Raw genomic sequence first — 24,705 nt, forward strand, 5'->3', positions numbered from 1 at the left:
TCGATATGAAAAAATTTGGAACACTATGTAGCGCCATTTTGGTAATGGTGCTATGGTCCTGTAAAGATTCAGGACCTAAACAACGCTTTCTTCCACCATCCACAGGAGGCGTTAATTCACTTATGGTCGTGATGGATACGGAGCTTTGGAGAAGCGATGTGGGCGACAACATTCGCGAACATTTCGCGGCCCAAGTCTTGGGTCTTCCGCAGCCCGAACCCATTTTTACCATAGTTCAAATACCTCCCAAAGTATTTAAAACCACCACCACTTATTCCAGGTCTATTTTATACGTGGAGCAAGACTCGTCTTCCTTGGCGCATATTAAAACCGATGCGTATGCCAAACCACAGAAAGTGGCGGTTGTTACCGGGCCAACGCATGAAATTCTGAACCGTAATTTGGATTCTTTGGCCCCCAAGGCCATTGAGGCATTTAAACAACTGGAGCTCTCCGAGACCCAAAACCGATTTGAACGCTCATTGAGCAAGGATAAATCGTTGGAGGAGGAATTTGGAATAAGCATGAAGGTTCCTTCACTGTATAAAGTGGGCAAGCGTGACAATAAATTTGTGTGGATGGATATCCAGATTCCGAAAGGTACCATGAACATTATCGCGTATGAAATGCCAGAAAATAGCTTTTCAAACGACTCTACATTTGTAGATGATATTGTTAAAATGCGGGACTCCATCGGAAAGAAATACGTCCCTGGACCATACGAAGACACCTATATGAAAACCGAAATGGCATTTGCACCTTACGTTTTCCCTACCGAAATTGGTGGAAAGAAGGCAGCTGAGGTGCGTGGAATTTGGGATATTCAAGGCTACCCAATGGCAGGCCCATTTTTAACCTATATCATCAATGATGACGAACACCATAGAAAGATGATTCTGGAAGGCTTTACATTTGCCCCGTCAACAGAAAAAAGGGACTACATGTTTGAGCTGGAGGCCATTTTAAGAACGGTGGATTTTAGCCCAACATCAGGATCAGAATAGAAAAACCGTGAACGCGAAGTAAAAAAGCCCGGATTTCCGGGCTTTTTTATTCTTTAAATGCTTTAGGGGGATTAATCAAATGCGAAGCCAGTAGCAATTCTGTAGACAAAGGCATAAAGCACAATGAAAAACATGACAAAGCTAAACCAGGCGAATATTTTAAAATACTTTTCCACTAAAAAGTGGCCTAAGTTGCGAAATCCTTCAATGTAAATTTCTTTAATGAGTAACATTTTCTTCATAAGTCAGATTTTAAGATTTAAAGACAAAGCAAAGATTGGACCTTGAGACAGGGAGTGAAAAACATTAAGATAAAAGGCACGAAAAGAGGGATAAAGGCGTCAAGTGTAGCTTGATTTTCCACAAAGAAGCTGGTTTTATCGATATATGGCAGAGTGCGGTATGGCCGTTTGGCGATGGAAAATATCGACGTAATGCACAAATGGAGATTTTTGGCAATAAAAAAGCCCCGTATCGGGGCTATATTTTATTGGGAAACGATGATAAACTCTGATCGTCGGTTCAATTTATGCTTGTCAGGAGGACATTTATGCCCGTCCACACAGTCGTTTAGCGGTCTTTCTTCCCCATAACCAATTGCACTGGCGATACGAGATGGGTCAATACCCTGCGAAATAATGTAGTCCCGCGTTGATTTTGCGCGCTTGTCAGATAGATATTTGTTGTATACGCTGCTTCCAATGGCATCGGTATGTGATTCAATCCTGATGACCATGTCCTGGTATTCGTTCAGTATCGCCACGAGTTTATCCAATTCCTTCGCCGCTTTGGGTTTGATATCAAATCGGTCAAAATCGAAATAGATGGCATCGGGCTCCAGATTTACAAGTTGCTTCTCCTCATCAATAATTTCTTTGAGGGGTTGTAAGGACTGGTCGGCCTCAACTTTGATGTTATTCTTGGTACGAACACCTGAATCTTTTTCAAAATATCCCTTCTTGGAAACTTTTAGGAGATAATCGGATTGGGATTCAAGACCCTCAAAGCGGTATGAACCATCCGTATCGGTAATCACCTCGGCCAAAAGGAAGCTGTCATTGTTCAAAAGAACAACTTGAGCGCCTTCCAGCAACTCGCCGGTGTTAGCATCTTTAATAGTCCCGGAAATGGTATTTCGGTTTTCGATGGAAGTAAAAGAGTAAATGTCATCATCCCCTTTACCGCCTTTTCTGTTGGATGCAAAGTATCCTTTTTCACCGGAGGCATCAACAATATAGGAGAAATCGTCCCGACTGCTGTTAATGGGTTCCCCTAGATTGTACACGATTCCGAAGAGCTCATTGTCATAATCTGCCCTGTACACATCCAACCCTCCTAAGCCCATAGCCCGGTTGGAAGAGAAATAAAGGGTGTTTTCTGTTATATATGGAAACATTTCCTTTCCACTGGAGTTGATTCCCCTACCCAAGTTTTTTGGTTCGGAGAAGCCGCCATTTTCAAGAATGTCCACAACATAGATGTCCGTTTCGCCGAAACCTCCAGGTTTATCGGATACGAAATACATTTTTGTGCCATCTTGACTTATGCTTGGATGACCAGTGGAGTAATTCTCACTATTGAAAGCAACCTCCACGGCATCGGTCCATTCACCATTCACCAATTTGGATTGATAAATTTTAAGATGGTTGATTCCATTTTTGCCCCGTTTGAGTTTTTTACCATAGTTGTTACGGGTAAAGTAGATGGTTTTTTGGTCAGGAGAAAATGCAACCGAAGCCTCGTGGTATTTGGTGTTGATTTTCCTTGAAAATTTATGGGCACCGTACAAATCGCCACTGTCATCCTTAGTGTTGGCCGTATAAAGATCTAAATACGGTTGGTTGTTCCAACGGTATCGTCTGGTGGTTAAAAATGACGAATCTTGGGCAGATGCAAAAACTACTTCAGAGTCTTTGTGGAACATGGGGGCAAAATCCGAATACTTGGAGTTGATGGCCAAGTTCTTAATTTCCACCATGGCCGTTTTTTTCCAAGTAGGTGCGGCAAGGTTTTCCAATTCATTCAAGGGCTCATTCCGCTTTTGACGGAACAATTTGGTAAGTTCCGCCGCCCGGCGGTATTTACCCGTACCTTTTAATGCGTTGGTGTATTTATAAAAACGATCTTCCGTAATCTGGTCTCCGAAGTTTTCGTAAAGTTCGTGGTACCATTTATAGGATTTCTCTAAGTTTCCACTGTAATAATTGGCGTCACCCGCCTTGGCCAATAGCTCCGATGTGTGCTTTTCTTCACTTTTCTCGAGCACAATATCATAAATACGGGCAGCTTCGGCATACCACATTTTATCAAAGTACTCATCGCCTTTTTGGATGAGCTTTGCGGATACGCCTTTTTTTCGAACGAATTGGGTGAGTTTTCGGTCGCTTAGACCATCAAGATGCTTTACAAAATCGACTTGTGAATCAACAGTATTATCACTGTGGGAGATTGAAGAACCGCTCTCATCATCAAATTGCAATAGCGAAACCTCTTGGGCATTTATCCCAAGGGTCAACAACATTAAAAAAAGCAAGATCGGTTTTTTCATTACCACTCCTTCTGCACAAATAATCAACCGTTGATCATTTGGAGGCTAAGCAAAGAGAGCTTAACGTCAGTTTCAACAGCTAAAATAGAATAAGATACAGGGGATGATAACTTTTTGTTGTGAACGGTGGGATTTATGGCGTGTATGATAAAAAATTGTGGTTCTTCATCGAAAAGCCCTTTAATCATAAGGCTTTCTAGAGGTGTCTACACTGCCAAAAAGTAGGAAAAATCAGGATTTTGACTCGTTGCCGCCTTCCAATTTCTCCTCTTCTTTTGAGGCATCCTTAAACTCTTTGATACCACTACCAAGGCCCCTCATCAACTCAGGAATCTTTTTACCTCCAAAGAGTAAAAGAACAATAACCACGATGAGCACGATTTGCCATGGTCCAATCATACCAAGAAATATATTTTGAGCAATCATAACATCAAAACCTTTTAATGAAAGGTAAAAGTACTAAAAAGAACTTTAAATGACGATGGGATTAACGAAAATTAGCAAATGGGAATGTGTTTCAACCACAATGAATATCTTACGTATTTTAAAAAGCTTAACATCAATATTAAAATGGAAGATTATCTTTGTTGATTATGGCGAAGGACCGAAAAAAAAGAAAAGAGATAAAGCGCAAGTTATTGCATAAGTATCGCTTGGTCATTCTAAATGAAAGCACCTTTGAGGAGAAGATCTCATTCAAGCTGAATCGACTCAACGTTTTTGTGACCGGGACCCTTTTTATTATTGTTTTGATTGGGTTGACCACCTTGATCATTGCGTTTACCCCACTAAGGGAATATATTCCTGGGTATTCTTCAACAAAATTAAAGCGACAAGCCACAGAACTCACCTACAAAACCGATTCTTTGGTTACCGTTTTGAATTATACCAATAGGTATTTGGATAATGTGCGTCTAGTTTTACGGGGTGATATTGAAAACAATCAAGTAAATCGTGATTCCCTTTTTGAACAATACAAACTGGACCCCGCGTCTGTTGACTTAACGCCTATTCGTGAAGATCTTTTATTGCGCGAAGAGGTGGAACTGGAAGACAAATACAATCTATTTGAGCGGAACATTGAAAACATGGGGACGTTGTTGTTTTCCCCGATCAATGGTACAATGGTCCAAGGCTTTGATGCCAAGACCAAGCATTATGCAGTGGATTTGGTCGCGCCAAAGGACACTCCCGTAAAATCCATCGCAGATGGAACCGTACTTTTTGCCGAGTGGACTTCCGAAACCGGTTATGTAATCATTGTTGAACACCAAGAAGGGCTTACTTCTGTTTATAAGCACAATGGGTCGTTGAGCAAGGCCCAGGGAGATTTGGTGAAAGCAGGTGAGGTAATCGCTACCATTGGAAATACAGGTGAACTTTCAACAGGCCCACATTTGCATTTTGAACTTTGGAGAAAGGGCAAACCTGTGGACCCACAGAATTATATCGACTTCAACTAAATGTCTTTAAAATCATTTGCAGCAAAGATTTTTGCCAAGCGGATAGCCCAAAAAAATGAGAAATGGGTTCAAAACCCTGTAGTAACCCAGCAGAAGGTCTTTAGGGAATTGATTGCCGCTGGGGCTCAAACCCAATTTGGGAAAGACCATAACTTTTCCAATATCTCAACACCTCAGGATTTTGCGGACAGAGTGCCAGTTCGGGATTATGAGGAGCTAAAAGGATATGTGCAGAAAATCATTGAAGGCCAGACCGATGTGCTTTGGCCCGGAAGACCCATATATTTTGCGAAAACTTCGGGCACTACATCCGGCGCAAAATATATTCCGATTACCAAATTGTCCATAAAACATCAAGTTGAGGCGTCTCGAAATGCGATTTTAAACTACATCCATGAAACCGGTAATGCTGATTTTGTGGATGGAAAAATGATTTTTCTTCAGGGAAGTCCCATTTTGGAAGAGAAGAATGGCACTAAGCTGGGAAGACTTTCAGGTATATCGGCGCATTACGTGCCCAACTATCTTCAAAAAAACCGGCTGCCAAGCTGGGAAACCAATTGTATTGAGGATTGGGAGACCAAGGTGGACAAAATTGTGGAGGAGACCGAACATGAGAACATGACCGTTATTGCTGGAATTCCATCATGGGTACAAATGTATTTTGAGAAACTCAAGGCCAAATCCGGAAAAAAGGTAGGAGAACTTTTTAAGGAATTTCAATTGTTCATTTATGGAGGGGTCAATTACGAACCCTATAGGGCCAAGTTTGAAAACTTAATCGGCAGAAAAGTGGATAGCATTGAACTTTTCCCTGCCAGCGAAGGATTTTTTGGCTACCAGGATTCGCAAAAGGAGAAAGGCATGTTGTTGCTTTTGAATTCCGGCATTTTCTACGAGTTCATTAAAGCCGATGAATTCTTTTCCGAAAACCCCAAACGACTGACTATTGCAGAGGTGGAATTGGATGTGGATTATGCCATGATCATTTCCACCAATGCAGGGTTATGGGCGTATAATATCGGGGATACTGTTCGGTTTATTTCGAAGGACCCTTATAAGATCATAGTTTCAGGCCGAATTAAGCATTTTATCTCTGCCTTCGGTGAGCATGTCATTGCAAAAGAGGTGGAAGAGGCATTGAAGCTTGCCGTTGAGCAAACAGATGCCGTGGTAAATGAGTTTACCGTAGCACCACAGACCAGCCCCGTTGATGACGAGCTCCCCTATCACGAGTGGTTTATAGAGTTTGAAAAGCAGCCTTCCCAACCATCAAAATTCGCTCAGCTTATTGATATGAGCATGCAAAAACAGAACAGCTATTATTACGATTTAATTGTAGGCAACATTCTTCAGCCCGTAAAAATTAGCGCTATTAAATCTGGTGGTTTTCAAGAATATATGAAAACAATAGGCAAATTGGGAGGCCAAAACAAGGTGCAACGCCTCTCCAATGACCGTAAGGTGGCCGATGGACTCCAGCCTTTCAAAATTTAGATCGCCATTAACGGCTCAACTTTCGTAGGAATTCATGTATTTTTGCTTCAATAATGATGGCAACTGAAGTAAAACAGACCACTAGGGCACAGGAGTCCACTAATGCGATAGAGCGCTTGTACATTACCATGCGCCATCTGCTCAATCGTGGATTTTACAAACCTTCAGGTGTATCAGGGAATGCACTTAGGAGTGCTCTCTTATTGCTTCGGCCGGAAATTTATGGAACGGTAGCAGAGGACAAATCAGAATTGAACGGGTTGATCTATGTGTTGGAACGATTGCCGGAAGGCATAGAGGAATGTCGTTTTATCAACCTGACATCAGACGAAGGCTTTTCCAAATCCCATCTAAAACCCATCATTCCCCCAAAACGGAGACGTAATTGCTACCGAATTGATGATGTTCAGATGAACATTGAGATTACCCGGGGCAGAAGCGATATTTATGACATCCTCACCCACTTGACCTTTTTGTTCATTGAATCGGGAAAAATCTGTAAACGGGTTTTGGTGGAAGACGGCAATTCAACCATTCATGATTGGGACAAGTTGGAACGCTTTGTTCAACAAGCGGAGAAAAAGGAAAGTGAACGGGAAATTGCCCTGATCCACGTCGCGAATATTTTGTCAAGGACCTTTGATGAGGTGGTCAGTATTTATAAAAAGCTCAAAAAGCCCAACGACCCAGACCGGTTTTTAAATGTCATCTATTGGTTGGGTAAACTGGCCATTGAGGAGGAAACCACTGGAAATAAGCGCACCATTACGTTTAGCCCGTTATTGCGGGAACGTTTAGGGCATCATATCCACGGAGAACGGTGGGCAGATATGATCAAGAAGACGCTAACTGACCATAACTTACTGCACAGGCCAATTCATATCATCAGTGCCAATATGCACAGTGTGATGAATTCTTTGTTTGCCAGAAAGGCGTTGGCAAAGGAGTTTCCCAAGGCAGCTTCGCTGGAGATTTTTGAAACGTTGAGCGCCACCATCAACAATAATCTTCATGAAAAGGTGAGGAAGAATGCCGAAAAGAATGGAATGATTTTCTTGGATGATGCATCCGGTGCTAACATTGATGTTCAGATTTTTGATACCGCCAAACTGGGAAAAGATGCTTGTTGCTATGATTTACCTGAAGGAATCCAAGACGAGGAAAAACCCGTTATATTTGTGATGGACTATGCTTTTGGGGAACAGGCTTATGAGACGATTGATGAATTGTTGAAGCCAATCGAAGAAGGAGAGGAAAAACAATTTTTGAATGTGGATTCCGTATCAATCATGGGCAAGGCCGGTATTTTGGAAGGAGGCAAAGGAGATTTAATGATTCCATCCGCCCATATTTTTGAGGGAACGGCAGATAACTATCCTTTCCATAATGAGTTAAGTGCCGCGGATTTTGAAGGTCATGGCCTAAAGGTTTTGGAGGGCACCATGGTCACGGTTTTGGGAACCTCTTTACAGAACAAGGATATTTTGAAGTTCTTTTATGAGTCCACATGGAATGTTATTGGCCTGGAAATGGAAGGAGTGCATTATCAAAAAGCGATTCAGTCTGCATCCAAGATACGGAAGAGCATCAAAAAAGATGTAAAGGTGAGGTATGCGTATTATGCCTCGGACAATCCTTTGGAAACAGGGAGCACGTTGGCTTCTGGTGGACTGGGAACAACGGGGGTAAAGCCCACCTATTTAATTACAGACCGAATTTTAAAACAGATATTCAATTCATAAACATATGGCAGACCAACCGGTAAATCAGAACTCTTCAGACGAAATAGATTTGGGACAGTTGTTCCAGATGATAGGAAGAGGTTTTCAAAAATTCTTCAATTTTATTGGTAGCATTTTTAAGGGAATTTTCCATGTTTTGATGCTCTTTCTTTTGTTCATCCAGAAAAATATAATAATCATAGGGGCGGCATTGATTATTGGCGGAATTGGCGGATTTATCATGGATAGTATTTTCCCAGAAAAGTATATTTCCAAAATGGTGGTTGAGCCTAACTTTAATAGCGTGCAGCAGCTTTATAACAACATAGCCTTTTACAATGATTTGGCAGACGCAAAGGACTCCGTTGCCTTGGCAACTGCACTGAACATTACAGAGCATGAAGCTGCCAGCGTTGAGGAAATATTTGTGGATTCATACTCCGATGAAAATCAAAAAATAAAGCTTTTTGACAAGTTCATAAAAGAGCTGGATACAACCACCATAAAAACCATTGACTTTGAGAACTATTTGAAGAATTTTAATTCCTTGGATGCAAGGTTTCATCAGATTTCGGTTATTAGCACGAACAACAGGGTAGCTAAGAAAATGCAACCTGCCATAATCAACTCTATATCTGTAAACCAATATTTTAAACTACAGAAAGAGATTAATGATGATAACTTGGAACTTCAAGAGGGTATTTACAAACAACAGTTGGTTGAAATCGATTCTTTGCAAAGTTTATACAGAACGGTTATGGTTAAAGAAGCAGATAAACCCATGCAGGGAACAAGCATTAATATGGCCGAAAGTGGGGATTCTAGAAATAGAGAGCTCGCTTTGATACAGGAAAAAGATGTACTTAAAGAAAAGTTGGTGGAACTTAACGAGGAGAAAGCCAATAAGTCAACTATTATTAATGTCATTAGTGATTTTCCAACAAGGGGTGTTGAACAAAAGGGGATTTGGAATAGTTTTAAATTCAAACTTCCTATGCTTTTGTTGGCTCTGGTACTAGGGATTTCGGCCCTGCTTGAACTTAATCGGTTTTTGAAAACCTACAATAAAAAATAAAAGGGGCCCGCAGAAAGGCAAAGTTGTTTTTTCAATTTTAATGTCATTGCCAAACCCAATATTTTTTTATGAAAAGAGTCATTGTTACTGGCGCAGGAGGCCAATTTGGCCAAACTTTGGTTGAAAAAGCTCTTTTTTATGAAAATTTTCATATTGATGCTAAAACGGCTGAGGAACTCAATATTTCCGATGTAGCAAGTATTAATGAAGCATTTAAAAAGGGCAACTACGATTTCTGCATTAACTGCGCCGCCTATACTAACGTAGAACAAGCAGAAAAAACTCCCGACATTGCTTTTAAGGTAAATACAGAAGGGGTTAAAAACTTAGCCTTGGCTTGCAAAGAATATGGGACCACATTAATACAAATCTCAACAGATTATGTTTTTGATGGTGAAAAGGAATCGCCTTATACTGTTGGTGACCCGACAAATCCAATTAATGAATACGGGAAATCTAAATTGAAGGGAGAAGAATATATTCGGCAAATATGGGACAATCATTTTATTATACGAACCTCATGGCTATACAGCAAAAAGTTTGGGCATAATTTTTATCGGACCATTTTGGAAAAAGCAAAAAGAGGTGAAAATATACATGTTACCGATTCACAAAAGGGATGTCCAACCAATGCCGAAAATTTGGCAAAGTACATTTTTGGAGAGGTATTGACAGGAAACATAGAATTTGGCACACACCATTTTACAGATGGGAAACCTATGACTTGGTACGATTTTGCCCGAGAGATATTGGATGAAAATGGATTGAGTGATAAGGTCCACCTTGTATTGGATAGGAATTATCGTACTTTCGCAAAAAGGCCTAAGAATAGCGTTCTTATCTAAAATTTAAGGTTCTGCGATTTGGATATTGGCATGAATAAGGGAGGTATTAACACAGCTTGAATGGAAAATACTCGGAAGAATATTTTAATTACCGGAGGTGCTGGGTTTATAGGCTCCCATGTTGTTAGACGGTTTGTTAACACCTACAAGGAATACCAAATCTACAATCTTGATGCGCTCACCTACGCGGGAAATCTAGAAAACCTTAAAGACATAGAAGATGCTCCGAACTACTCTTTAATAAAAGGAGACATCACCCACAGTGACTTTATAAGCGATTTGTTTTCCAAGAAAAAGTTTGATGGGGTGATTCATCTAGCTGCCGAATCGCACGTTGATCGCTCCATTACTGAACCCCTATCATTTGTAAAGACCAACGTGCTGGGGACTGTAAACCTCTTGAGCGCGTCTTTGGAATTGGCCAACAACAATCAAGACTTCATATTTTACCATATAAGCACAGATGAGGTGTATGGAGCATTGGGGAAAGAGGGACTTTTTTCTGAAACCACTCCGTATAGTCCAAACTCTCCTTATTCTGCCTCCAAAGCAAGTTCGGACCATTTTGTAAGAGCCTATGGGGAAACATACGGATTGCCATACGTAATATCCAATTGCTCCAACAATTATGGCCCGAATCAATTCCCGGAGAAATTGATTCCATTGTTCATCAACAATATCATACATAATAAGCCGTTGCCGGTATATGGCGATGGCAAATATACTCGGGATTGGCTATATGTGAAAGATCATGCCGAAGCCATTGATTTGGTCTTTCATCACGGAAAAAGGGGAGAGACCTACAATATTGGAGGCTTCAATGAGTGGAGGAACATTGATTTGACAAAAGTGCTATGCCGGGTGATGGACAAAAAACTCAACCAATTGGAGGGCACGTCTGAAGAATTGATAACTTTTGTAAAAAATCGTCCAGGACACGATTTGAGATATGCTATTGACGCATCCAAGATTTACAAAGAGTTGGGTTGGAAACCATCCGTAACCTTTGAGGAAGGCCTTGAAAAAACCATTGATTGGTATTTTGACAATTTAGAATGGTTGAGGCATGTTACCTCGGGCGACTATAGAGAATATTATAAAAAACAATATCAGCAGTAGAAAATGAAAGGAATCATTTTGGCAGGAGGAACCGGCAGTAGATTGCACCCACTTACCTTATCGGTGAGCAAGCAATTGATGCCTGTTTATGACAAGCCAATGATTTATTATCCGCTTTCTACTCTAATGTACGCTGGTATTAAGGAAATTCTCATCATTTCAACCCCAAAAGACCTTCCATTATTTAAAGAACTTTTGGGGGATGGTAAAAATTATGGATGCTCATTTTCATATGCGGCACAGGAAAGTCCGAATGGATTGGCTGAGGCATTTATTATTGGGGAGGAGTTTATAGGAAAGGATAAGGTGGCGCTTATTTTGGGCGACAATATTTTCTACGGAACTGGACTTGCTAGTCTAATGCAATCCAATAATGACCCGAACGGAGGAATTATCTATGCATATAGAGTGAACGACCCCCAACGTTATGGTGTAGTTGAGTTTGATGAAGAAGGAAAGGTCATTAGCATTGAGGAAAAGCCTAAAGCACCTAAATCCAATTATGTGGTCCCTGGCATTTATTTTTATGATAGCGACGTTGTTTCCATTGCCAAAAGCATACAACCAAGCCTAAGAGGGGAGTTGGAAATAACGGATGTGAACAAAGAATACCTGAAACGAGGCAAACTTCATGTATCCATTCTGGATCGAGGAACAGCGTGGTTGGACACAGGGACATTCCAAGCCTTGATGCAAGCATCGCAATTTGTAGAAGTACTTGAGGAACGACAGGGTATGATAATCGGTTCTATAGAGGTGGCCGCGTATGAAATGGGCTATGTAAGTAAAAGTCAATTTAAGGAATTGGCCCAACCCCTACTAAAAAGTGGTTATGGCGAGCGCCTTTTGGGTATTTTGAATAAGGAAATATGATAAAGGCAACAGAAACCAACTTAAAAGGGTGTTTTATCATAGAGCCCAAGATATTTGAGGATGAAAGGGGTTATTTCTTTGAAAGTTATAACCACAAGAATTTTTGCGAAGCCATAGGAAGAGAGGTGTCCTTTGTACAGGATAACCAGTCCTTTTCAAAGAAAGGGGTGCTTCGCGGCCTGCATTTTCAAAAAGGGGAATATGCCCAAGCCAAATTGGTGTCGGTGTTACGGGGCAAAATCCAAGATGTTGTGGTAGATTTGCGTAAAGAATCCCCCACTTTTGGCAAGCATTTGTCCATTGTATTAAGCGATGAGGACAAAAAGCAGGTATTTATACCAAGAGGTTTTGCACATGGTTTTTTGACATTGAGCGAGTCCGCCCAAGTGTTTTATAAGTGTGATAATTTCTATAAAAAGGAAGCTGAAAATAGTATATTTTATAATGACCCCATCCTAGGAATTGAATGGAAAATAGAAATGGCTCAATTAAAACTTTCTAAAAAAGACACAGAAGCGTATGGTTTTAATTTGCTCAAACAAAATATGTAGATAAAAATTGAATATGACTAAAAAAGCTTTAATTACTGGAATTACAGGTCAGGATGGTTCGTTTTTGGCAGAATTTCTTTTAGAAAAGGGATATGAGGTTCATGGTATAATTAGGAGAAGCTCATCATTCAACACCGAAAGGATTGAGCATTTATATATTGAAGAGCTGATTCGGGATTTACATGCTAAAAGGAAAATACAATTGTATTATGGCGATATGACCGATTCATCAAACTTAATAAGACTTGTTCAGAAAATTCGTCCAGATGAAATCTATAATCTAGCGGCCCAATCCCATGTAAAAGTCTCCTTCGACTTACCAGAATATACTGCTGAAACGGATGCTGTTGGAACCCTGCGGCTGTTAGAAGCAATAAGAATTTGTGGATTGGAAAAACACACAAGAATCTATCAAGCCTCAACGTCCGAGCTGTATGGAAAAGTGAGGGAAATTCCTCAATCAGAAAGCACCCCGTTTTATCCTAGAAGCCCATATGGTGTAGCAAAAATGTACGCTTTCTGGATAACAAAAAACTACAGGGAGTCGTATGGTATGTTTGCTGTAAACGGAATACTGTTTAATCATGAATCTGAAAGAAGAGGTGAAACATTTGTTACGAGAAAAATAACTCTTGCCGCTGCTCGGATAGCTATTGGCAAACAGGAAAAACTATACTTGGGCAATTTAGATTCTCTAAGAGACTGGGGTTATGCCAAGGATTATGTAGAATGTATGTGGCTAATGCTTCAACATGATGAGCCGGAGGATTTTGTAATTGCTACTGGAAAGCAAATTTCTGTTAAGTATTTCTGCGAATTGGCTTTTAAAGAGGTTGGAATAGAAATTTATTGGGAAGGTTCTGGACTGGACCAAAAGGGCGTGGATAAAAAATCCGGAAAAGTGTTGATTGAAGTTGACAGTAAATATTTTAGACCAGCTGAAGTTGAAACGCTGTTGGGGAATCCAGAAAAGGCAAAAAAAGTATTGGGTTGGAATCCTAACAACACACCAGTTGAAGAATTGGTTAAAATAATGGTTGCACATGACCTTAAATTGGCCAAACGGGAATTCACTATTAAACAAGCATTTGATTAAATACATATGAAATATACATTATCTGACAATACTTGGGATGACAAGGAATATGAGGCTTTGCAATCTGTCATCGAGTCTGGTTTTTTTTCCATGGGTGAAAAAGTAAAGGAGTTTGAAAGCTTTTTTGCAAAAAAGTTCAACACCAAATATGCAGTAATGTCAAACTCGGGCTCTTCAGCCAATTTGTTGGCCATTGCCGCATTAGTATATTCAAAAAGGTTAAAAGAGGGAGACGAGGTAATAGTTCCTGCAGTTTCTTGGAGCACAACATATTTTCCTCTGGCCCAGCACAAGTTAAAACTGAAGTTCGTAGATATTGACCGCAGAACTTTAAATATTGATGTAGAAAGCTTAAAAAAAGCAATATCAAAACAAACAAAGGCCATTTTTGCCGTAAACCTTTTGGGAAACCCCAATGAGTTTGACAAATTATTGGAGTTGTGCCATGAAAACAATCTTATTTTAATTGAAGACAATTGCGAGTCAATGGGTGCAAGTTATAATGGTCGACAATTGGGAACATATGGCTTAATGGGCACCTTCTCCACTTTTTACTCGCACCATATTTGTACAATGGAGGGAGGGGTTACCGTAACTGATGATGAAGACTTGTACCACTTTATGCTTTCAATACGATCTCACGGGTGGACTAGACATCTCCCAAAAGAGAGTAACATCTATGAAAAGAAGGAGGATGAATTTTACGAAAGTTTTAATTTCATTATGCCGGGATATAATCTAAGGCCTTTGGAAATGGAAGGAGTATTGGGCATTGAGCAACTAAAAAAGCTTGACTCAATAATTGCCCAAAGAAGAAAGAACGCGGATTACTTTAAGAATAAAATTGAAGGACTAAAAGGATACTGCACTCAAGCGGAAGTTGGAAGCAGCTCGTGGTTCGGTTTCGCAATTTTACTTACAGATAAAAACATTGGGAAGCGGGAGGAATTATTGAAAGTTTTGACCCACAAGGGAATAGATGTAAGACCAATTGTTGCTGGAAATTTTACCAGGAATAAAGCTATTGAGTTTTTGGATTACGAAATATTTGGCTCCTTGGAAAATGCGGACTATATCCATAATCAAGGATTTTTTGTAGGAAACCATTCAAAGCCAAATTATGATAAAGTTGATTTATTAATTGAAATATTAGAAAGGTTCAATGGATCTTGATTCAAAAATTTATGTTGCCGGACATTCAGGGATGGTAGGTTCAGCAATAGTGAGGGCCTTACAAAATGAAGGCTTTAAAAATGTTTTAGGTAAAAGATCTTCCGAACTGGATTTAAAAAACCAAAGTGAGGTTGAAGACTTTTTTGCCGCGGAACAACCGGATTATGTTTTCTTAGCTGCCGCCAAAGTTGGTGGAATAGGTTCCAATATTGCTTCCCCTGCAGAGTTCTTATACGATAACGTGATGATAAATGCTAATGTCATCAATTCAGCATACAAGGCAAAAGTTAAAAAGTTGTTGTTTTTGGGGAGCTCATGCATTTACCCCAAATTATGCCCTCAACCAATGAAAGAGGAATATCTCTTGGATGGTAAATTGGAACCAACGAATGAAGGCTATGCCTTGGGCAAAATAATGGGACTTAAGCTCTGTGAGTACTATAATAAACAATATGGAGCCGACTTTGTATCAGCTATGCCTCCAAATCTTTATGGAGAGAATGATAATTTTGATCCGGATCATTCCCATGTTATTGCTGCTTTGATTAGGAAATTTCATGAAGCAAAGACCACAAATGCAAAAAATGTTGTTATCTGGGGTACTGGCAAAGCTAGAAGGGAATTTATGTATGTTGATGATGCTGCACGAGCATGTTTGTTTCTAATGTCCAATTATAATGACCCCGCCCACATTAATATCGGTTCTGGTGAAGATATAAGTATTGAGGAACTTGCAGTTAAGGTTCAAGAAATAGTTGGGTTTCAAGGAGAAATTATAAAAGATACCTCAAAACCTGATGGCATGCCAAGAAAACTTATGGATAATTCTAAGATTCACAACCTCGGATGGAGCCATGAAATATCCTTGATGGAAGGATTGGATAAAACATACAAATGGTTTCTAACACAGAAATAGCTCTAAAGTCTAAAACAGACATTACATCTAACTTTTTTAGAAACGTTATAAAAAGTTTAGGCTGCCTTTCAGTTTTCTGTTTGTTTATTAGCTGTAGTTCTTATGAACAAAAGGTTGCGGTTTTAAAACCAAATGGAAAAAGTTCAAAAGATGCTATTATTGCGCGGGCATATCCTTCTCAAAATTATTCTAGGCTTGAACATTTACATTTGATATCTAGGATAAAAAACGATAGTTTAATTGACGATAATCGTATACTCATATACTTTGATTTGGCTGATTTGTCTCTGGTTTCAAAAGTGGACTCAGCTCACATTTATCTTTATTCTAATGGAAGAAAAGATTATGGACAAGTAGATTTTCAAGTTCTTAGAATTGTTGAGCCATGGTCTGATGAAAGGGTAACCTGGAGCAAACAGCCAAAAGTCGACACGGTTGATGTAGTAACAATAAAAAGTGATATGTCAAACCACAAAGACTCCATTAAAATAGATGTGACAAGTTTTACAGATGGGTTTTTTTCAAGAGATTATAGAAACTTTGGATTTCTCATTAGATTTTTAGAGGAAGACCAAACAGGAAAAAGATTGAATTTCTACTCAAGTGATACTGATAAAACCTCAAAAAGACCGGAACTGCAAATTTTTTATCATAGTTATTTTTAAAAAATTCAAAAACAGTTCCATAAAGAATAATTGAAAAAGATATGAACTAATGAAAAAACTTCATTTGGTTTCGGCGATGTATGCATCAAAAGGCCATGGTCAAGAGTATGTTAGAAATTTCTGTTATGAACTTATGGGCCATTACAATATTGTACTTCACTTGGCTACAAATTCCGAAATAGAAGCTCCTGAAGGAATTCAAATAACATATACGGGTGTTGATTATAAAAGAACTGAGGCACAAAACTTTAATAGATACTCTTTTTTCGCATCGTATTTTAGGGCCATTTTCAAGCAACTATTGTCTGCCAAATACTATAGAAAAGTCATAAAATCCGATTTAATCGATAATGGTGACTTGGTTTATATTATGGATTATGATGTGATTCCTTTGAAGATTCTAATTGATGGGCTAAAAAGAAAAGGCACAAGAATATTTTTATGGATACATAGTGCAAAGTTTGAATCTAAAAATGTTTTATATACTGCGTATAAGTCCATCTTTAAAAAAATGTTCAATAGCTTTATTTCTAATGATATTGAAGGAGTAGTGGTCAATGGCGACTTTATCAAAGAAAAAATTGAATTTTATTTGAAAATCCCCAAAGACAAAGTGCACGTCATTCAGTACCCAAGCTCTATACCTTTTAATCCGATAAACAAGGAAGCGGCAAGGAAAAAGCTAGGAATTTCCTCTAAGGACAATGTTGTTATGTCATTTGGAATGCTAAGAAAGGATAAGAACATTGAGTTTTTGATTAAAAGTATTGCACAGGTTGATACAAAGGTGTTACTGGTGATAGTTGGTTCAGAAGCTTCGGTGACAAGAAAGGATATAGAAAACTGGATTGACAAATATAATTTGAAGAGCTACAAATTGGAGATTGATTATATTTCTGAAGAAAGAATGGCTCTTTATTATAGCGCAAGTGATTTATTATTGTTAACCTATAATATCGAGTCGGGATCACAAAGTGGACCTTTATCACTGGCAAGAGAGTTTGAGCTACCCGCTATAGTTTCAAATTCTGGCGAAATAGGCAGATATGTTCAGCACAGTGGTGTTGGATTAGTGGCTGATCTTAACATTAAAGATGATTTTATAAAAAAAATTGATAGATTCTTTAATAGTGAGGATTGCAAAATACAAATAGCATCGAATATTAAAAAAGCAAAAGAAATGTATTCGTGGAAATCAGCTAAAAAGAAATATTTAGAGGTGTTCGATGCTAAAAAAAATTAATAAAAGAATATTTGATGCATCAGATGGAATAGGGAGGGACATCTTTATACTTTCTTTTGGGGTTATTTTGGCCCAACTAATTCCATTTTTACTTCAACCGGTACTTAAAAGAATGTTCAGCCCTGAAGAATTTGGGGCATATGATGTTTTTTTAAAGACGTTTTCAATTATTGTTGCCTTTTCGTGCTTTAAATATGAGAACGCAATTTTGCTTCCAAAAAAAGACTCCGATGCCAAACAATTAGTTTATTTATGCCTTTTTTTGGCGCTCTTTGTTTTTCTAATGTCTCTCATAGCAAGTATTTTTGTTGGATTTTTTGTTGAACTGCCATTATCAAGAACGGCTTTAATTATTCTACCGTTTAGTGTTCTTTTCTATTCTGTTTTTAATGCATTCAACATGTATCTAATTAGAAGAAAGAAATTTACACTTTCTTCTACAAACAAAATATCAAGGAGATTTTTTGAAGGGGCGACCCAATATGTTTCTGGGCTTGCTAAATATTCTAACGGACTTGTTTTCGGTGATTTGCTTGGTAATTTAGCTCAAGCCATATACTCTTTTTGGAAGGTTAAAAAAATTTCGCCGATTGGACTTGTAAGCAAAACAAAGATTAAAGATTTAGCAACAGAATATCGGGAACTTCCAATATATACTTTAGCGCCCAACATATTGAACACTTTTGTTTTGGGATCTTTAACATTTTTAATTCTTATTAAATTTGATATAAGACAAGTAGGGTTTATTGAGTTTACTCAAAAAATTCTTTCTATACCATCTGTTTTTATATCCTTGGCGGTTTCCCAGGTTGTTTTTCAAAGGATTAGCCAAATGGTAATTCGAGGAAAAAAAATACTATCATTACTGATAAGTTTGATTGTTATCCTATCCCTAATGTCCATTGTATTTATAGTCTTAATCGAGAGTTTTGGAGAACAAATTTTTGAATTGATAGGAGGTAAAGAGTGGGGTACATCAGGAAAATATGCAAAAACACTTGTTTACGCATCTTCTTCAATGTTAATATTTTCCCCATTAGGAAAAGTTCTGATAGCACTAAAAAAGTTTAAAATAAATTCGGCATGGGAGCTTGGTAAATTTGTGGCAATAGCCTTTTTGTTTTTTTTAAACTATAAATCTATTGAACAGTACATATTGGTTTATTCTATACTAATAGTCCTATTTTATTTAATTTATGGGGGAATAATTATTTATCAAGCGTACAAATATCAAGTTGAAAACAATAATAAAACACAATAGAAAAAACGTCCTTTTTTTAGAACTAATAGTCTTTTTGCTTATTAGTCTGGTTTATAATATTATTATCAAAGATGTTTTTGATTACATGGGTTTTATTGGTGAGCCCATATTCCATAAATTACTTATTGGAACAGTGGTCTTTCTTGTACTTGTTGTTTTAGGGGCAACAATTAAAGATCCATTCTTTTATGCCGTTTGGCACATCTCTTTTCTCATCTTTATTATTGGTCAAATAGTTTATTATCAATATAGCAACGGATTGATTGGACCGCTTATCGGCAATACTATTTTTTTGTTGGTATTATATGTTTTTTCATTCATAAAACTAAACATTAGAAAGGTCAATGTTAAAGGGAAACCATTGAATATTATTCTTGTTTCCACATTACTGCTGTTCTTTCCCATTTTCATCCGTTATTCTGGTCATGTCAATTTTAATAATTTTCTTTTGCAGGACATTTATGAAAGCCGGCTCTATTTCAGGGAGTTTGATGACAAATATTTTGGCTATTTGCGCGCGCCACTGTCTAGAGTAATATTACCATCTCTTTTAATAATAGGGTTACTTGGAAGAAAAGTTTGGTTAGTTGTTTTAAGCTTGTTTATGATAAGTTTCATCTTTTTGGTTGGTGCACTGAAAAGTATTTTTATTGGGATGATAGCTGCAATTTTATTTTACTTGGGCAAAACTTACCTTGACAAAGTATACATCATGTTATATTTGTTTTTTTTCTTAACCTTTTTTGGCTTGCTTGTTTTTTGGGCAACTGACAACGTTTTTTTGGTTGATTCATTGGTAAGAAGAACATTATTTGTTCCAGCGATGCTTGACAACTATTATTATGAAATCTTTGCGGACAATCAACTTTATTGGAGTCATAACTTTTTAGGAGAGCTTTTTTTCAACTATCCATTTGATAGGCCTCCAAACATGTTCGTTGGAGAGGTTATATTACAAAAAGAGGGAATGAGCGCAAATGTTGGTATTGTTACAGAAGGTTTTTTTTCGCTTGGATATCTTGGAATCTTTTTGGAATCAATGGTTATTGCTTTCATCTTTTTGTTGCTTAAATCTATAAAAATTAAACCTGTGTTTTTTGGACTTGTCTTTGTATATATTTACTATATAAACACGTCCTTTTTAAGTGTGTTGATGTTGACACATGGACTTATCTTCTTTTTGTTTTTTGCATTTTTGTTCTTAAACAAAGACTATGAAGGGTAAACTCTTGCAAATCTCAAATGACTTTGCGGATCAAAAAATTTACGTAAATCTTGTAAGAAACTTGTCTGAGCAAGGTTTTCATCAAATAGTTTATGTTCCCTTAAAATGGAAACATAAAATCGATTGGAACAAAGACTCAACCATTGAAAATGTTGAATATTTTTACTCTTATATTTTAAAGCGCTCCTTACTGTTTCGCCTTAGATATTTTAACAAAATAAATCTGGTAACGAGAGATGTTGAGGAAAAAATAGACTTAAAAAAAGTTTCTTTAGTCCACGCTCATTTTTTGTTTAGTGATGGTGGTGTAGCGTACAAATTGAAAAAAAAATATGGTATCCCTTACGTAGTGAGTGTCAGAGCATCCGATATCTTTACTTTTTTCGGAAAAATGATCCATCTAAGAAGATTTGGAAATAAGATAATGGAAGAAGCAGAAAGAGTTATTTTTATTAATCATTCCTATGTTCACATTTTGGAAGAGAAATACCTCCAAAAGTCCTTCGCGAATGCGATAAAAGGCAAAATTTCCATCATCCCAAACGCAATTGATTCCAAATGGTTCAATGTTCAATTGAAACAAAAGGAAAGAACAAGCCCATTTAAATTGTTATATGTTGGCAGAATAGTTAAAAGGAAGAAATTGGATATCGTATTGAAAGCAGTGGAGCAGCTTAATAATAATTCACATTCGGAATATCACTTAGATGTTGTTGGCGAAGGAGGTTTTATGTTAGAAGCGCAGAAAGCACCACCAGAAAACGTGAAATTTCATGGCAAAATAACAAGCTTTGATGACCTTTTAAAAGTATATTCACAATGCCATGCATTCGTTATGCCATCAATCAAAGAGACTTTTGGCCTTGTATATATTGAGTCACTGAGTCAAGGGCTACCTATAATATACTGTAAAAATGAAGGAGTAGATGGATACTTTGAAAAAGGTGAAGTTGGGATGGCCGTCAATCCAGATTCAACAAAAGAAATTATAGAAGCTGTTCATCATATTGAATTAAATTATCAAGAGCTTTCAAAGAATGCAATCGCAGCTTCACGAAAATTTACATGGGATGAATCAACTGAAAAATATATCTCAATTTATAAGGGCGCTGTTCATTGAATCAGAGGAAGGGAAAATTCTCAGCAGCTTTTGGACATTATTGACTTTGGGCTTGTTTTGTTTGCCTTTAGGGATTTTTCCATCAAATGTTTTTTTGATTGGATCCATTCCCTTGGGAATTATATATTCTATTCAACATTTTAGGGTAAAATGGTCCTTGAAGAATATCGCGATAATGTGCTACCCACTCTTGTTCATCATAATGTTAATCAGCTTAAGCTATTCCTTTGATTTGGATACCGGAGTACGATTGCTAACAAGGTCTATTCCATTATTTTTTTTGCCACTAATTTTTTTAATGGTTCATATAGGTTGGGAACGGGCGGAGAAGCTTGTATTCGCAATGATTATGGGCCTATTGGTTTCTTTTTTAATTAACCTTATAATAGCTGCCAACAATTCGATTTATTTCAATGAGGGAAGACTACTCATTGATACATCTTTAGACGGAGGTCATTCTTTTCTGGAATCATTTAAAAATGGGGGCAATAATTTTTTTGGAGGGGAACTATCGCGCCATGTTCATCCAAGTTATCTGTCCACCTATATTTTAATTTGCGCTTCTTATCTGGTCACCAACAAACATATTCGTAAAGTTAGATGGGTAATATTTGTTTTACTTATCTATTTATTTATGTTGGCTTCTCGAGCGGCTTTTCTGTGTTTAGGAATTCTTCTAATTATTTATTTGTTCAAATCGAAAAGTTCAAATCGATTGTTGAAAAGAGGGTTAGTTGCTATGGCACTTATAATTATATATTTTTTTTTGAATCCAAGGTCTCAAAATTTTTATGATAGAATGGATGGTTTCTTTTCTATGGAAAAATATAATTATACAACTTCTGAACAATCAAGAGCATTGGTTTATTCAACCTCAATTCAACTTATCAGAAAATCGCCAATATTTGGATTTGGTATTGGCGATGCCAACGAAGAGCTTTACATTGAATACGTTGACAAAAATTATCTTACGCTAATTAATAATAAGTACAATGCTCATAATCAATACCTACAAACGTTGATTCAACTTGGGGCAATAGGATTTCTAACATTGATTTTTCCTTTGGCGCTTGGATTAGTTGTCTCTAAAGATTCGTTCATTTTATATGCATTCTTGATATTGACCATTGGTTTGCTTTTCGAATCAATGTTGATACGCTATCATGGAATCATTTTTTATGCCATTTGGGTTCCATTGCTTTTAAGACTTGTAGGTGTTAAAAAACCTAAAATTGAACTTGAAAGTCCTTAGGAAAATCTTTTCCACTCCATGCAAGTTTTGTGGTCCAATCAGTATAAGGCCCTGACCAAAATTCATTGGTTTCTGGTAAACCTAAGGGCACAAAGCTTAAAGTAGTCATATACAAACTCCCTGTGGAAGTATAATAATCGGCAACATTGGGTTGTTTTCCTTTAAACCCTAGATTTAGCCACCCATTTTGGTCGAATATCTCATCCACCAATAGATTTTTTTTCACAGCGGTTAAGGCACATCTTACCTGAGTAGGGGATATTGTTTCCGGAAGTTTTTCCATCAAAGACAACATTGCTAGAGCATGGAATGCCCCTGTTCGGTAAGTAATGGAACGTCCAATTAAAGGGAAAGTTCCTTCGGGAGATATCATTCTTTCCAACGAAACACAATGTCGAATCATTCTTTTTAGTGCTAAATCATAGGTTTCCTGTTGTGCCAAACCGTGTTTAACAAGTATTTGTAGTGTATCTACCAACATGGGGTGCATTGCAAATGAGTTATAATAGTTAAAAGAGAACTTTACGCCATCTTTAAACCAACCGTCTCCAATGTACCATTCCTCAAAACTTTTTAAAGCATGGTCAATCGGTTCTTTTTTAAAATCTTCGCCGACTTCTAAAAGAAAACATTCGGTAAGCGCTCGAAAAATCAACCAATTGTTATTGTGTATTTTTCTAGTCCTAAGGACTTTGAATTTGTTCACCAACCTTCTTTTTGTCTCCTGTGAAAGAGGGGCCCATAATGCTTCGGGAGCTCGCAATAAACCATGGGCAAGATGCCCTGCGTCTATAATAGGCTGTCTTTCCTTTTCAAAGTTTAAAACATCTGGGCTATTTGGGTCAACTCCTTTGGAGATACCTTCTAAAAATAAGTTTTTCAAAATAAGTCTCGTCTTGCCCTCATTCGACTCATCATCTGGAAGGGCCAGCCACGGGGCAACCCCGGCGGTAGACCTACCAACAGCTTCAAGATAAGTAACATTGTTTCTGCCATCATAAATGGAGGGTGAATAGATTGGCATATTTTGTACCAAAGTGCCTTCTGCAAGATTGGAATATACTGGATAAACTATTTTATTCAGTAATGTGGCCCAGTATTTTCTATCTTTCTTTCCAGAGGGGATTTCTAATAATTCTTTCGCACTAAGATTATTTGCGGGTAAAAATGCCCCTAGACCCATAGCTGATAAGTTATTTATGAATTTTCTTCTAAACATGGATATATAATTATTTTGATGGTTTAATTTTGAAAATATGAACTTTATGTAAAAATCAAAAAACACTTGTGTGGTTTCTATTATTACTCCAGTTTTTAATTCACAAAAATATATTTCTGAATGTATAACTTCGGTTATCAACCAAACTTATGATAATTGGGAGCACATTTTGATAGATGATTGCTCCACAGATGGGTCGGATGAGATAATAAAGAATTTTTCCAAAATAGACAAAAGGATTAAATACTATGCTTTAGAAAGGAATGGTGGTGCAGGGGTAGCAAGAAACAAGGCAATTGAACTGGCAAAAGGCAGATATATTGCTTTTTTGGATAGTGATGATTTGTGGACTCCTGACAAATTGGAAAGACAAATAGAATTTATGGTTAAGAACAAATACTCCTTCTCCTACACAGATTATTTTGTCATAACCGATGACAGGGAGCATCCTTTGTTCCGAAGATCCGCTCCCAATAGGGTAAGTTATACCAAAATGCTTCGAAATGACTACATCGGCTGCCTTACAGCGATTTATGATGTATCATATTTTGGAAAAGTATATATGTCTGATATTAGAAAAAGACAGGATTGGGTATTATGGCTAAATCTTTTGAAAAAGACGGATTTTGCTTATTGTTTGAAAATGCCATTGGCGTATTATAGAATAGGTAATCAGTCTTTGAGTAAAAACAAATTCAAATTGTTGAGTCATAATTTTAATGTTTACTATAAAGAACTTGGTTATTCATTTTTCATGTCCTGTTACTTAATGGTTATATTTCTTATGACCTATTTTTACTATAAAATGACATCTAAAAAACTAGTAACTTAAAAAAGAT

At 37.5% G+C, this 24,705-nt stretch carries 23 protein-coding genes; 19 read left to right on the top strand and 4 right to left on the bottom strand.

The features are described 5' to 3' along the window. The first annotated feature begins 5 nt into the window (after nt 1-5). A complete protein-coding gene (locus ACFSJE_RS10395; protein ID WP_379830906.1) occupies nt 6-1,004 on the top strand; it encodes a DUF4837 family protein in 999 nt (332 codons plus the stop codon). A 71-nt stretch (nt 1,005-1,075) separates the two neighbouring features. Here the strand turns inward: ACFSJE_RS10395 and ACFSJE_RS10400 are convergent, their stop codons facing one another. The 3 genes from ACFSJE_RS10400 to tatA form a co-directional block, all read right to left on the bottom strand. After that, complete coding sequence (locus ACFSJE_RS10400; protein WP_379830907.1) at nt 1,076-1,246, bottom strand: DUF6747 family protein; 171 nt, start codon at nt 1,244-1,246, stop codon at nt 1,076-1,078. 245 nt (nt 1,247-1,491) lie between these two features. Then, nucleotides 1,492-3,552 carry an OmpA family protein gene (locus tag ACFSJE_RS10405; RefSeq protein ID WP_379830908.1) on the bottom strand — a complete coding sequence of 687 codons (2,061 nt, stop codon included), beginning with the start codon at nt 3,550-3,552 and terminating at the stop codon, nt 1,492-1,494. Nucleotides 3,553-3,783: 231 nt separating this feature from the next. Then, complete coding sequence (gene tatA, locus ACFSJE_RS10410) at nt 3,784-3,978, bottom strand: twin-arginine translocase TatA/TatE family subunit (RefSeq protein WP_379830909.1); 195 nt, start codon at nt 3,976-3,978, stop codon at nt 3,784-3,786. Nucleotides 3,979-4,145: 167 nt separating this feature from the next. Between tatA and ACFSJE_RS10415 the strand changes: the two genes are divergently transcribed. From ACFSJE_RS10415 to ACFSJE_RS10495, 17 genes are all read left to right on the top strand, one after another. Then, entirely contained in the window at nt 4,146-5,015 is an 870-nt protein-coding gene (locus ACFSJE_RS10415) for a M23 family metallopeptidase (RefSeq protein WP_379830910.1), read from the top strand. After that, nucleotides 5,016-6,512 (top strand): GH3 auxin-responsive promoter family protein, encoded by a 1,497-nt coding sequence (locus tag ACFSJE_RS10420; RefSeq protein WP_379830911.1) that lies wholly within the window; start codon nt 5,016-5,018, stop codon nt 6,510-6,512. Nucleotides 6,513-6,565: 53 nt separating this feature from the next. Further along, nucleotides 6,566-8,254 (top strand): DUF6909 family protein, encoded by a 1,689-nt coding sequence (locus ACFSJE_RS10425; protein WP_379830912.1) that lies wholly within the window; start codon nt 6,566-6,568, stop codon nt 8,252-8,254. Nucleotides 8,255-8,258: 4 nt separating this feature from the next. Then, nucleotides 8,259-9,308 (top strand): hypothetical protein, encoded by a 1,050-nt coding sequence (locus tag ACFSJE_RS10430; RefSeq protein WP_379830913.1) that lies wholly within the window; start codon nt 8,259-8,261, stop codon nt 9,306-9,308. 68 nt (nt 9,309-9,376) lie between these two features. Beyond that, nucleotides 9,377-10,153 (top strand): dTDP-4-dehydrorhamnose reductase, encoded by a 777-nt coding sequence (gene rfbD / locus ACFSJE_RS10435; protein ID WP_379830914.1) that lies wholly within the window; start codon nt 9,377-9,379, stop codon nt 10,151-10,153. Nucleotides 10,154-10,213: 60 nt separating this feature from the next. Continuing rightward, the gene (rfbB, locus tag ACFSJE_RS10440) at nt 10,214-11,272 is read left to right on the top strand and encodes a dTDP-glucose 4,6-dehydratase (protein WP_379830915.1); all 1,059 of its coding nucleotides are present in this window, start codon (nt 10,214-10,216) and stop codon (nt 11,270-11,272) included. Between the two features lie 3 nt (nt 11,273-11,275). Continuing rightward, on the top strand, nt 11,276-12,145 hold the full coding sequence (gene rfbA, locus ACFSJE_RS10445) for a glucose-1-phosphate thymidylyltransferase RfbA (RefSeq protein ID WP_379830916.1): 870 nt from the start codon (nt 11,276-11,278) through the stop codon (nt 12,143-12,145). Beyond that, complete coding sequence (rfbC, locus tag ACFSJE_RS10450) at nt 12,145-12,696, top strand: dTDP-4-dehydrorhamnose 3,5-epimerase (protein ID WP_379831557.1); 552 nt, start codon at nt 12,145-12,147, stop codon at nt 12,694-12,696. The genes rfbA and rfbC overlap by 1 nt, the downstream gene beginning before the upstream one ends. A 13-nt stretch (nt 12,697-12,709) precedes the next feature. After that, nucleotides 12,710-13,792, top strand: coding sequence for a GDP-mannose 4,6-dehydratase (gmd, locus tag ACFSJE_RS10455; RefSeq protein ID WP_379830917.1), 1,083 nt, complete (start codon nt 12,710-12,712; stop codon nt 13,790-13,792). Between the two features lie 6 nt (nt 13,793-13,798). Beyond that, nucleotides 13,799-14,965 (top strand): DegT/DnrJ/EryC1/StrS family aminotransferase, encoded by a 1,167-nt coding sequence (locus tag ACFSJE_RS10460; RefSeq protein WP_379830918.1) that lies wholly within the window; start codon nt 13,799-13,801, stop codon nt 14,963-14,965. Further along, on the top strand, nt 14,955-15,881 hold the full coding sequence (locus ACFSJE_RS10465) for a GDP-L-fucose synthase family protein (RefSeq protein WP_379830919.1): 927 nt from the start codon (nt 14,955-14,957) through the stop codon (nt 15,879-15,881). The genes ACFSJE_RS10460 and ACFSJE_RS10465 overlap by 11 nt, the downstream gene beginning before the upstream one ends. Beyond that, complete coding sequence (locus tag ACFSJE_RS10470) at nt 15,860-16,546, top strand: DNRLRE domain-containing protein (protein ID WP_379830920.1); 687 nt, start codon at nt 15,860-15,862, stop codon at nt 16,544-16,546. The genes ACFSJE_RS10465 and ACFSJE_RS10470 overlap by 22 nt, the downstream gene beginning before the upstream one ends. A 49-nt stretch (nt 16,547-16,595) precedes the next feature. Further along, on the top strand, nt 16,596-17,789 hold the full coding sequence (locus ACFSJE_RS10475; protein WP_379830921.1) for a glycosyltransferase family 4 protein: 1,194 nt from the start codon (nt 16,596-16,598) through the stop codon (nt 17,787-17,789). Continuing rightward, entirely contained in the window at nt 17,773-19,050 is a 1,278-nt protein-coding gene (locus tag ACFSJE_RS10480; protein ID WP_379830922.1) for a lipopolysaccharide biosynthesis protein, read from the top strand. Before ACFSJE_RS10475 ends, ACFSJE_RS10480 begins: the two co-directional genes overlap by 17 nt. Continuing rightward, a complete protein-coding gene (locus ACFSJE_RS10485) occupies nt 19,025-20,275 on the top strand; it encodes a hypothetical protein (RefSeq protein WP_379830923.1) in 1,251 nt (416 codons plus the stop codon). The genes ACFSJE_RS10480 and ACFSJE_RS10485 overlap by 26 nt, the downstream gene beginning before the upstream one ends. Then, the gene (locus ACFSJE_RS10490; RefSeq protein WP_379830924.1) at nt 20,265-21,395 is read left to right on the top strand and encodes a glycosyltransferase family 4 protein; all 1,131 of its coding nucleotides are present in this window, start codon (nt 20,265-20,267) and stop codon (nt 21,393-21,395) included. The genes ACFSJE_RS10485 and ACFSJE_RS10490 overlap by 11 nt, the downstream gene beginning before the upstream one ends. Next, the gene (locus ACFSJE_RS10495) at nt 21,346-22,647 is read left to right on the top strand and encodes an O-antigen ligase family protein (RefSeq protein ID WP_379830925.1); all 1,302 of its coding nucleotides are present in this window, start codon (nt 21,346-21,348) and stop codon (nt 22,645-22,647) included. The genes ACFSJE_RS10490 and ACFSJE_RS10495 overlap by 50 nt, the downstream gene beginning before the upstream one ends. Here ACFSJE_RS10495 and ACFSJE_RS10500 read toward each other — a convergent pair. Continuing rightward, complete coding sequence (locus tag ACFSJE_RS10500) at nt 22,622-23,866, bottom strand: DUF2264 domain-containing protein (protein ID WP_379830926.1); 1,245 nt, start codon at nt 23,864-23,866, stop codon at nt 22,622-22,624. The genes ACFSJE_RS10495 and ACFSJE_RS10500 overlap by 26 nt on opposite strands. 70 nt (nt 23,867-23,936) lie before the next feature. Between ACFSJE_RS10500 and ACFSJE_RS10505 the strand changes: the two genes are divergently transcribed. Continuing rightward, a complete protein-coding gene (locus tag ACFSJE_RS10505; RefSeq protein WP_379830927.1) occupies nt 23,937-24,698 on the top strand; it encodes a glycosyltransferase family 2 protein in 762 nt (253 codons plus the stop codon). Nucleotides 24,699-24,705 lie beyond the last annotated feature (7 nt).

The organism is Flagellimonas iocasae (assembly GCF_042682725.1).
In the GTDB taxonomy this organism is placed as follows: Bacteria; Bacteroidota; Bacteroidia; order Flavobacteriales; family Flavobacteriaceae; genus Flagellimonas; species Flagellimonas iocasae.

Coding starts and splice junctions, on each gene's coding strand:
- ACFSJE_RS10500 (WP_379830926.1), bottom strand. CDS start 23,866: ATGTTTAGAAGAAAATTCATAAATAACTTATCAGCTATGGGTCTAGGG.
- rfbB (WP_379830915.1), top strand. CDS start 10,214: ATGGAAAATACTCGGAAGAATATTTTAATTACCGGAGGTGCTGGGTTT.
- ACFSJE_RS10475 (WP_379830921.1), top strand. CDS start 16,596: ATGAAAAAACTTCATTTGGTTTCGGCGATGTATGCATCAAAAGGCCAT.
- ACFSJE_RS10480 (WP_379830922.1), top strand. CDS start 17,773: ATGCTAAAAAAAATTAATAAAAGAATATTTGATGCATCAGATGGAATA.
- rfbA (WP_379830916.1), top strand. CDS start 11,276: ATGAAAGGAATCATTTTGGCAGGAGGAACCGGCAGTAGATTGCACCCA.
- ACFSJE_RS10395 (WP_379830906.1), top strand. CDS start 6: ATGAAAAAATTTGGAACACTATGTAGCGCCATTTTGGTAATGGTGCTA.
- ACFSJE_RS10495 (WP_379830925.1), top strand. CDS start 21,346: ATGAATCAACTGAAAAATATATCTCAATTTATAAGGGCGCTGTTCATT.
- ACFSJE_RS10415 (WP_379830910.1), top strand. CDS start 4,146: ATGGCGAAGGACCGAAAAAAAAGAAAAGAGATAAAGCGCAAGTTATTG.
- ACFSJE_RS10465 (WP_379830919.1), top strand. CDS start 14,955: ATGGATCTTGATTCAAAAATTTATGTTGCCGGACATTCAGGGATGGTA.
- ACFSJE_RS10425 (WP_379830912.1), top strand. CDS start 6,566: ATGATGGCAACTGAAGTAAAACAGACCACTAGGGCACAGGAGTCCACT.
- ACFSJE_RS10470 (WP_379830920.1), top strand. CDS start 15,860: ATGGTTTCTAACACAGAAATAGCTCTAAAGTCTAAAACAGACATTACA.
- ACFSJE_RS10460 (WP_379830918.1), top strand. CDS start 13,799: ATGAAATATACATTATCTGACAATACTTGGGATGACAAGGAATATGAG.
- rfbD (WP_379830914.1), top strand. CDS start 9,377: ATGAAAAGAGTCATTGTTACTGGCGCAGGAGGCCAATTTGGCCAAACT.
- ACFSJE_RS10400 (WP_379830907.1), bottom strand. CDS start 1,246: ATGAAGAAAATGTTACTCATTAAAGAAATTTACATTGAAGGATTTCGC.
- ACFSJE_RS10420 (WP_379830911.1), top strand. CDS start 5,016: ATGTCTTTAAAATCATTTGCAGCAAAGATTTTTGCCAAGCGGATAGCC.
- ACFSJE_RS10430 (WP_379830913.1), top strand. CDS start 8,259: ATGGCAGACCAACCGGTAAATCAGAACTCTTCAGACGAAATAGATTTG.
- tatA (WP_379830909.1), bottom strand. CDS start 3,978: ATGATTGCTCAAAATATATTTCTTGGTATGATTGGACCATGGCAAATC.
- gmd (WP_379830917.1), top strand. CDS start 12,710: ATGACTAAAAAAGCTTTAATTACTGGAATTACAGGTCAGGATGGTTCG.
- ACFSJE_RS10490 (WP_379830924.1), top strand. CDS start 20,265: ATGAAGGGTAAACTCTTGCAAATCTCAAATGACTTTGCGGATCAAAAA.
- ACFSJE_RS10405 (WP_379830908.1), bottom strand. CDS start 3,552: ATGAAAAAACCGATCTTGCTTTTTTTAATGTTGTTGACCCTTGGGATA.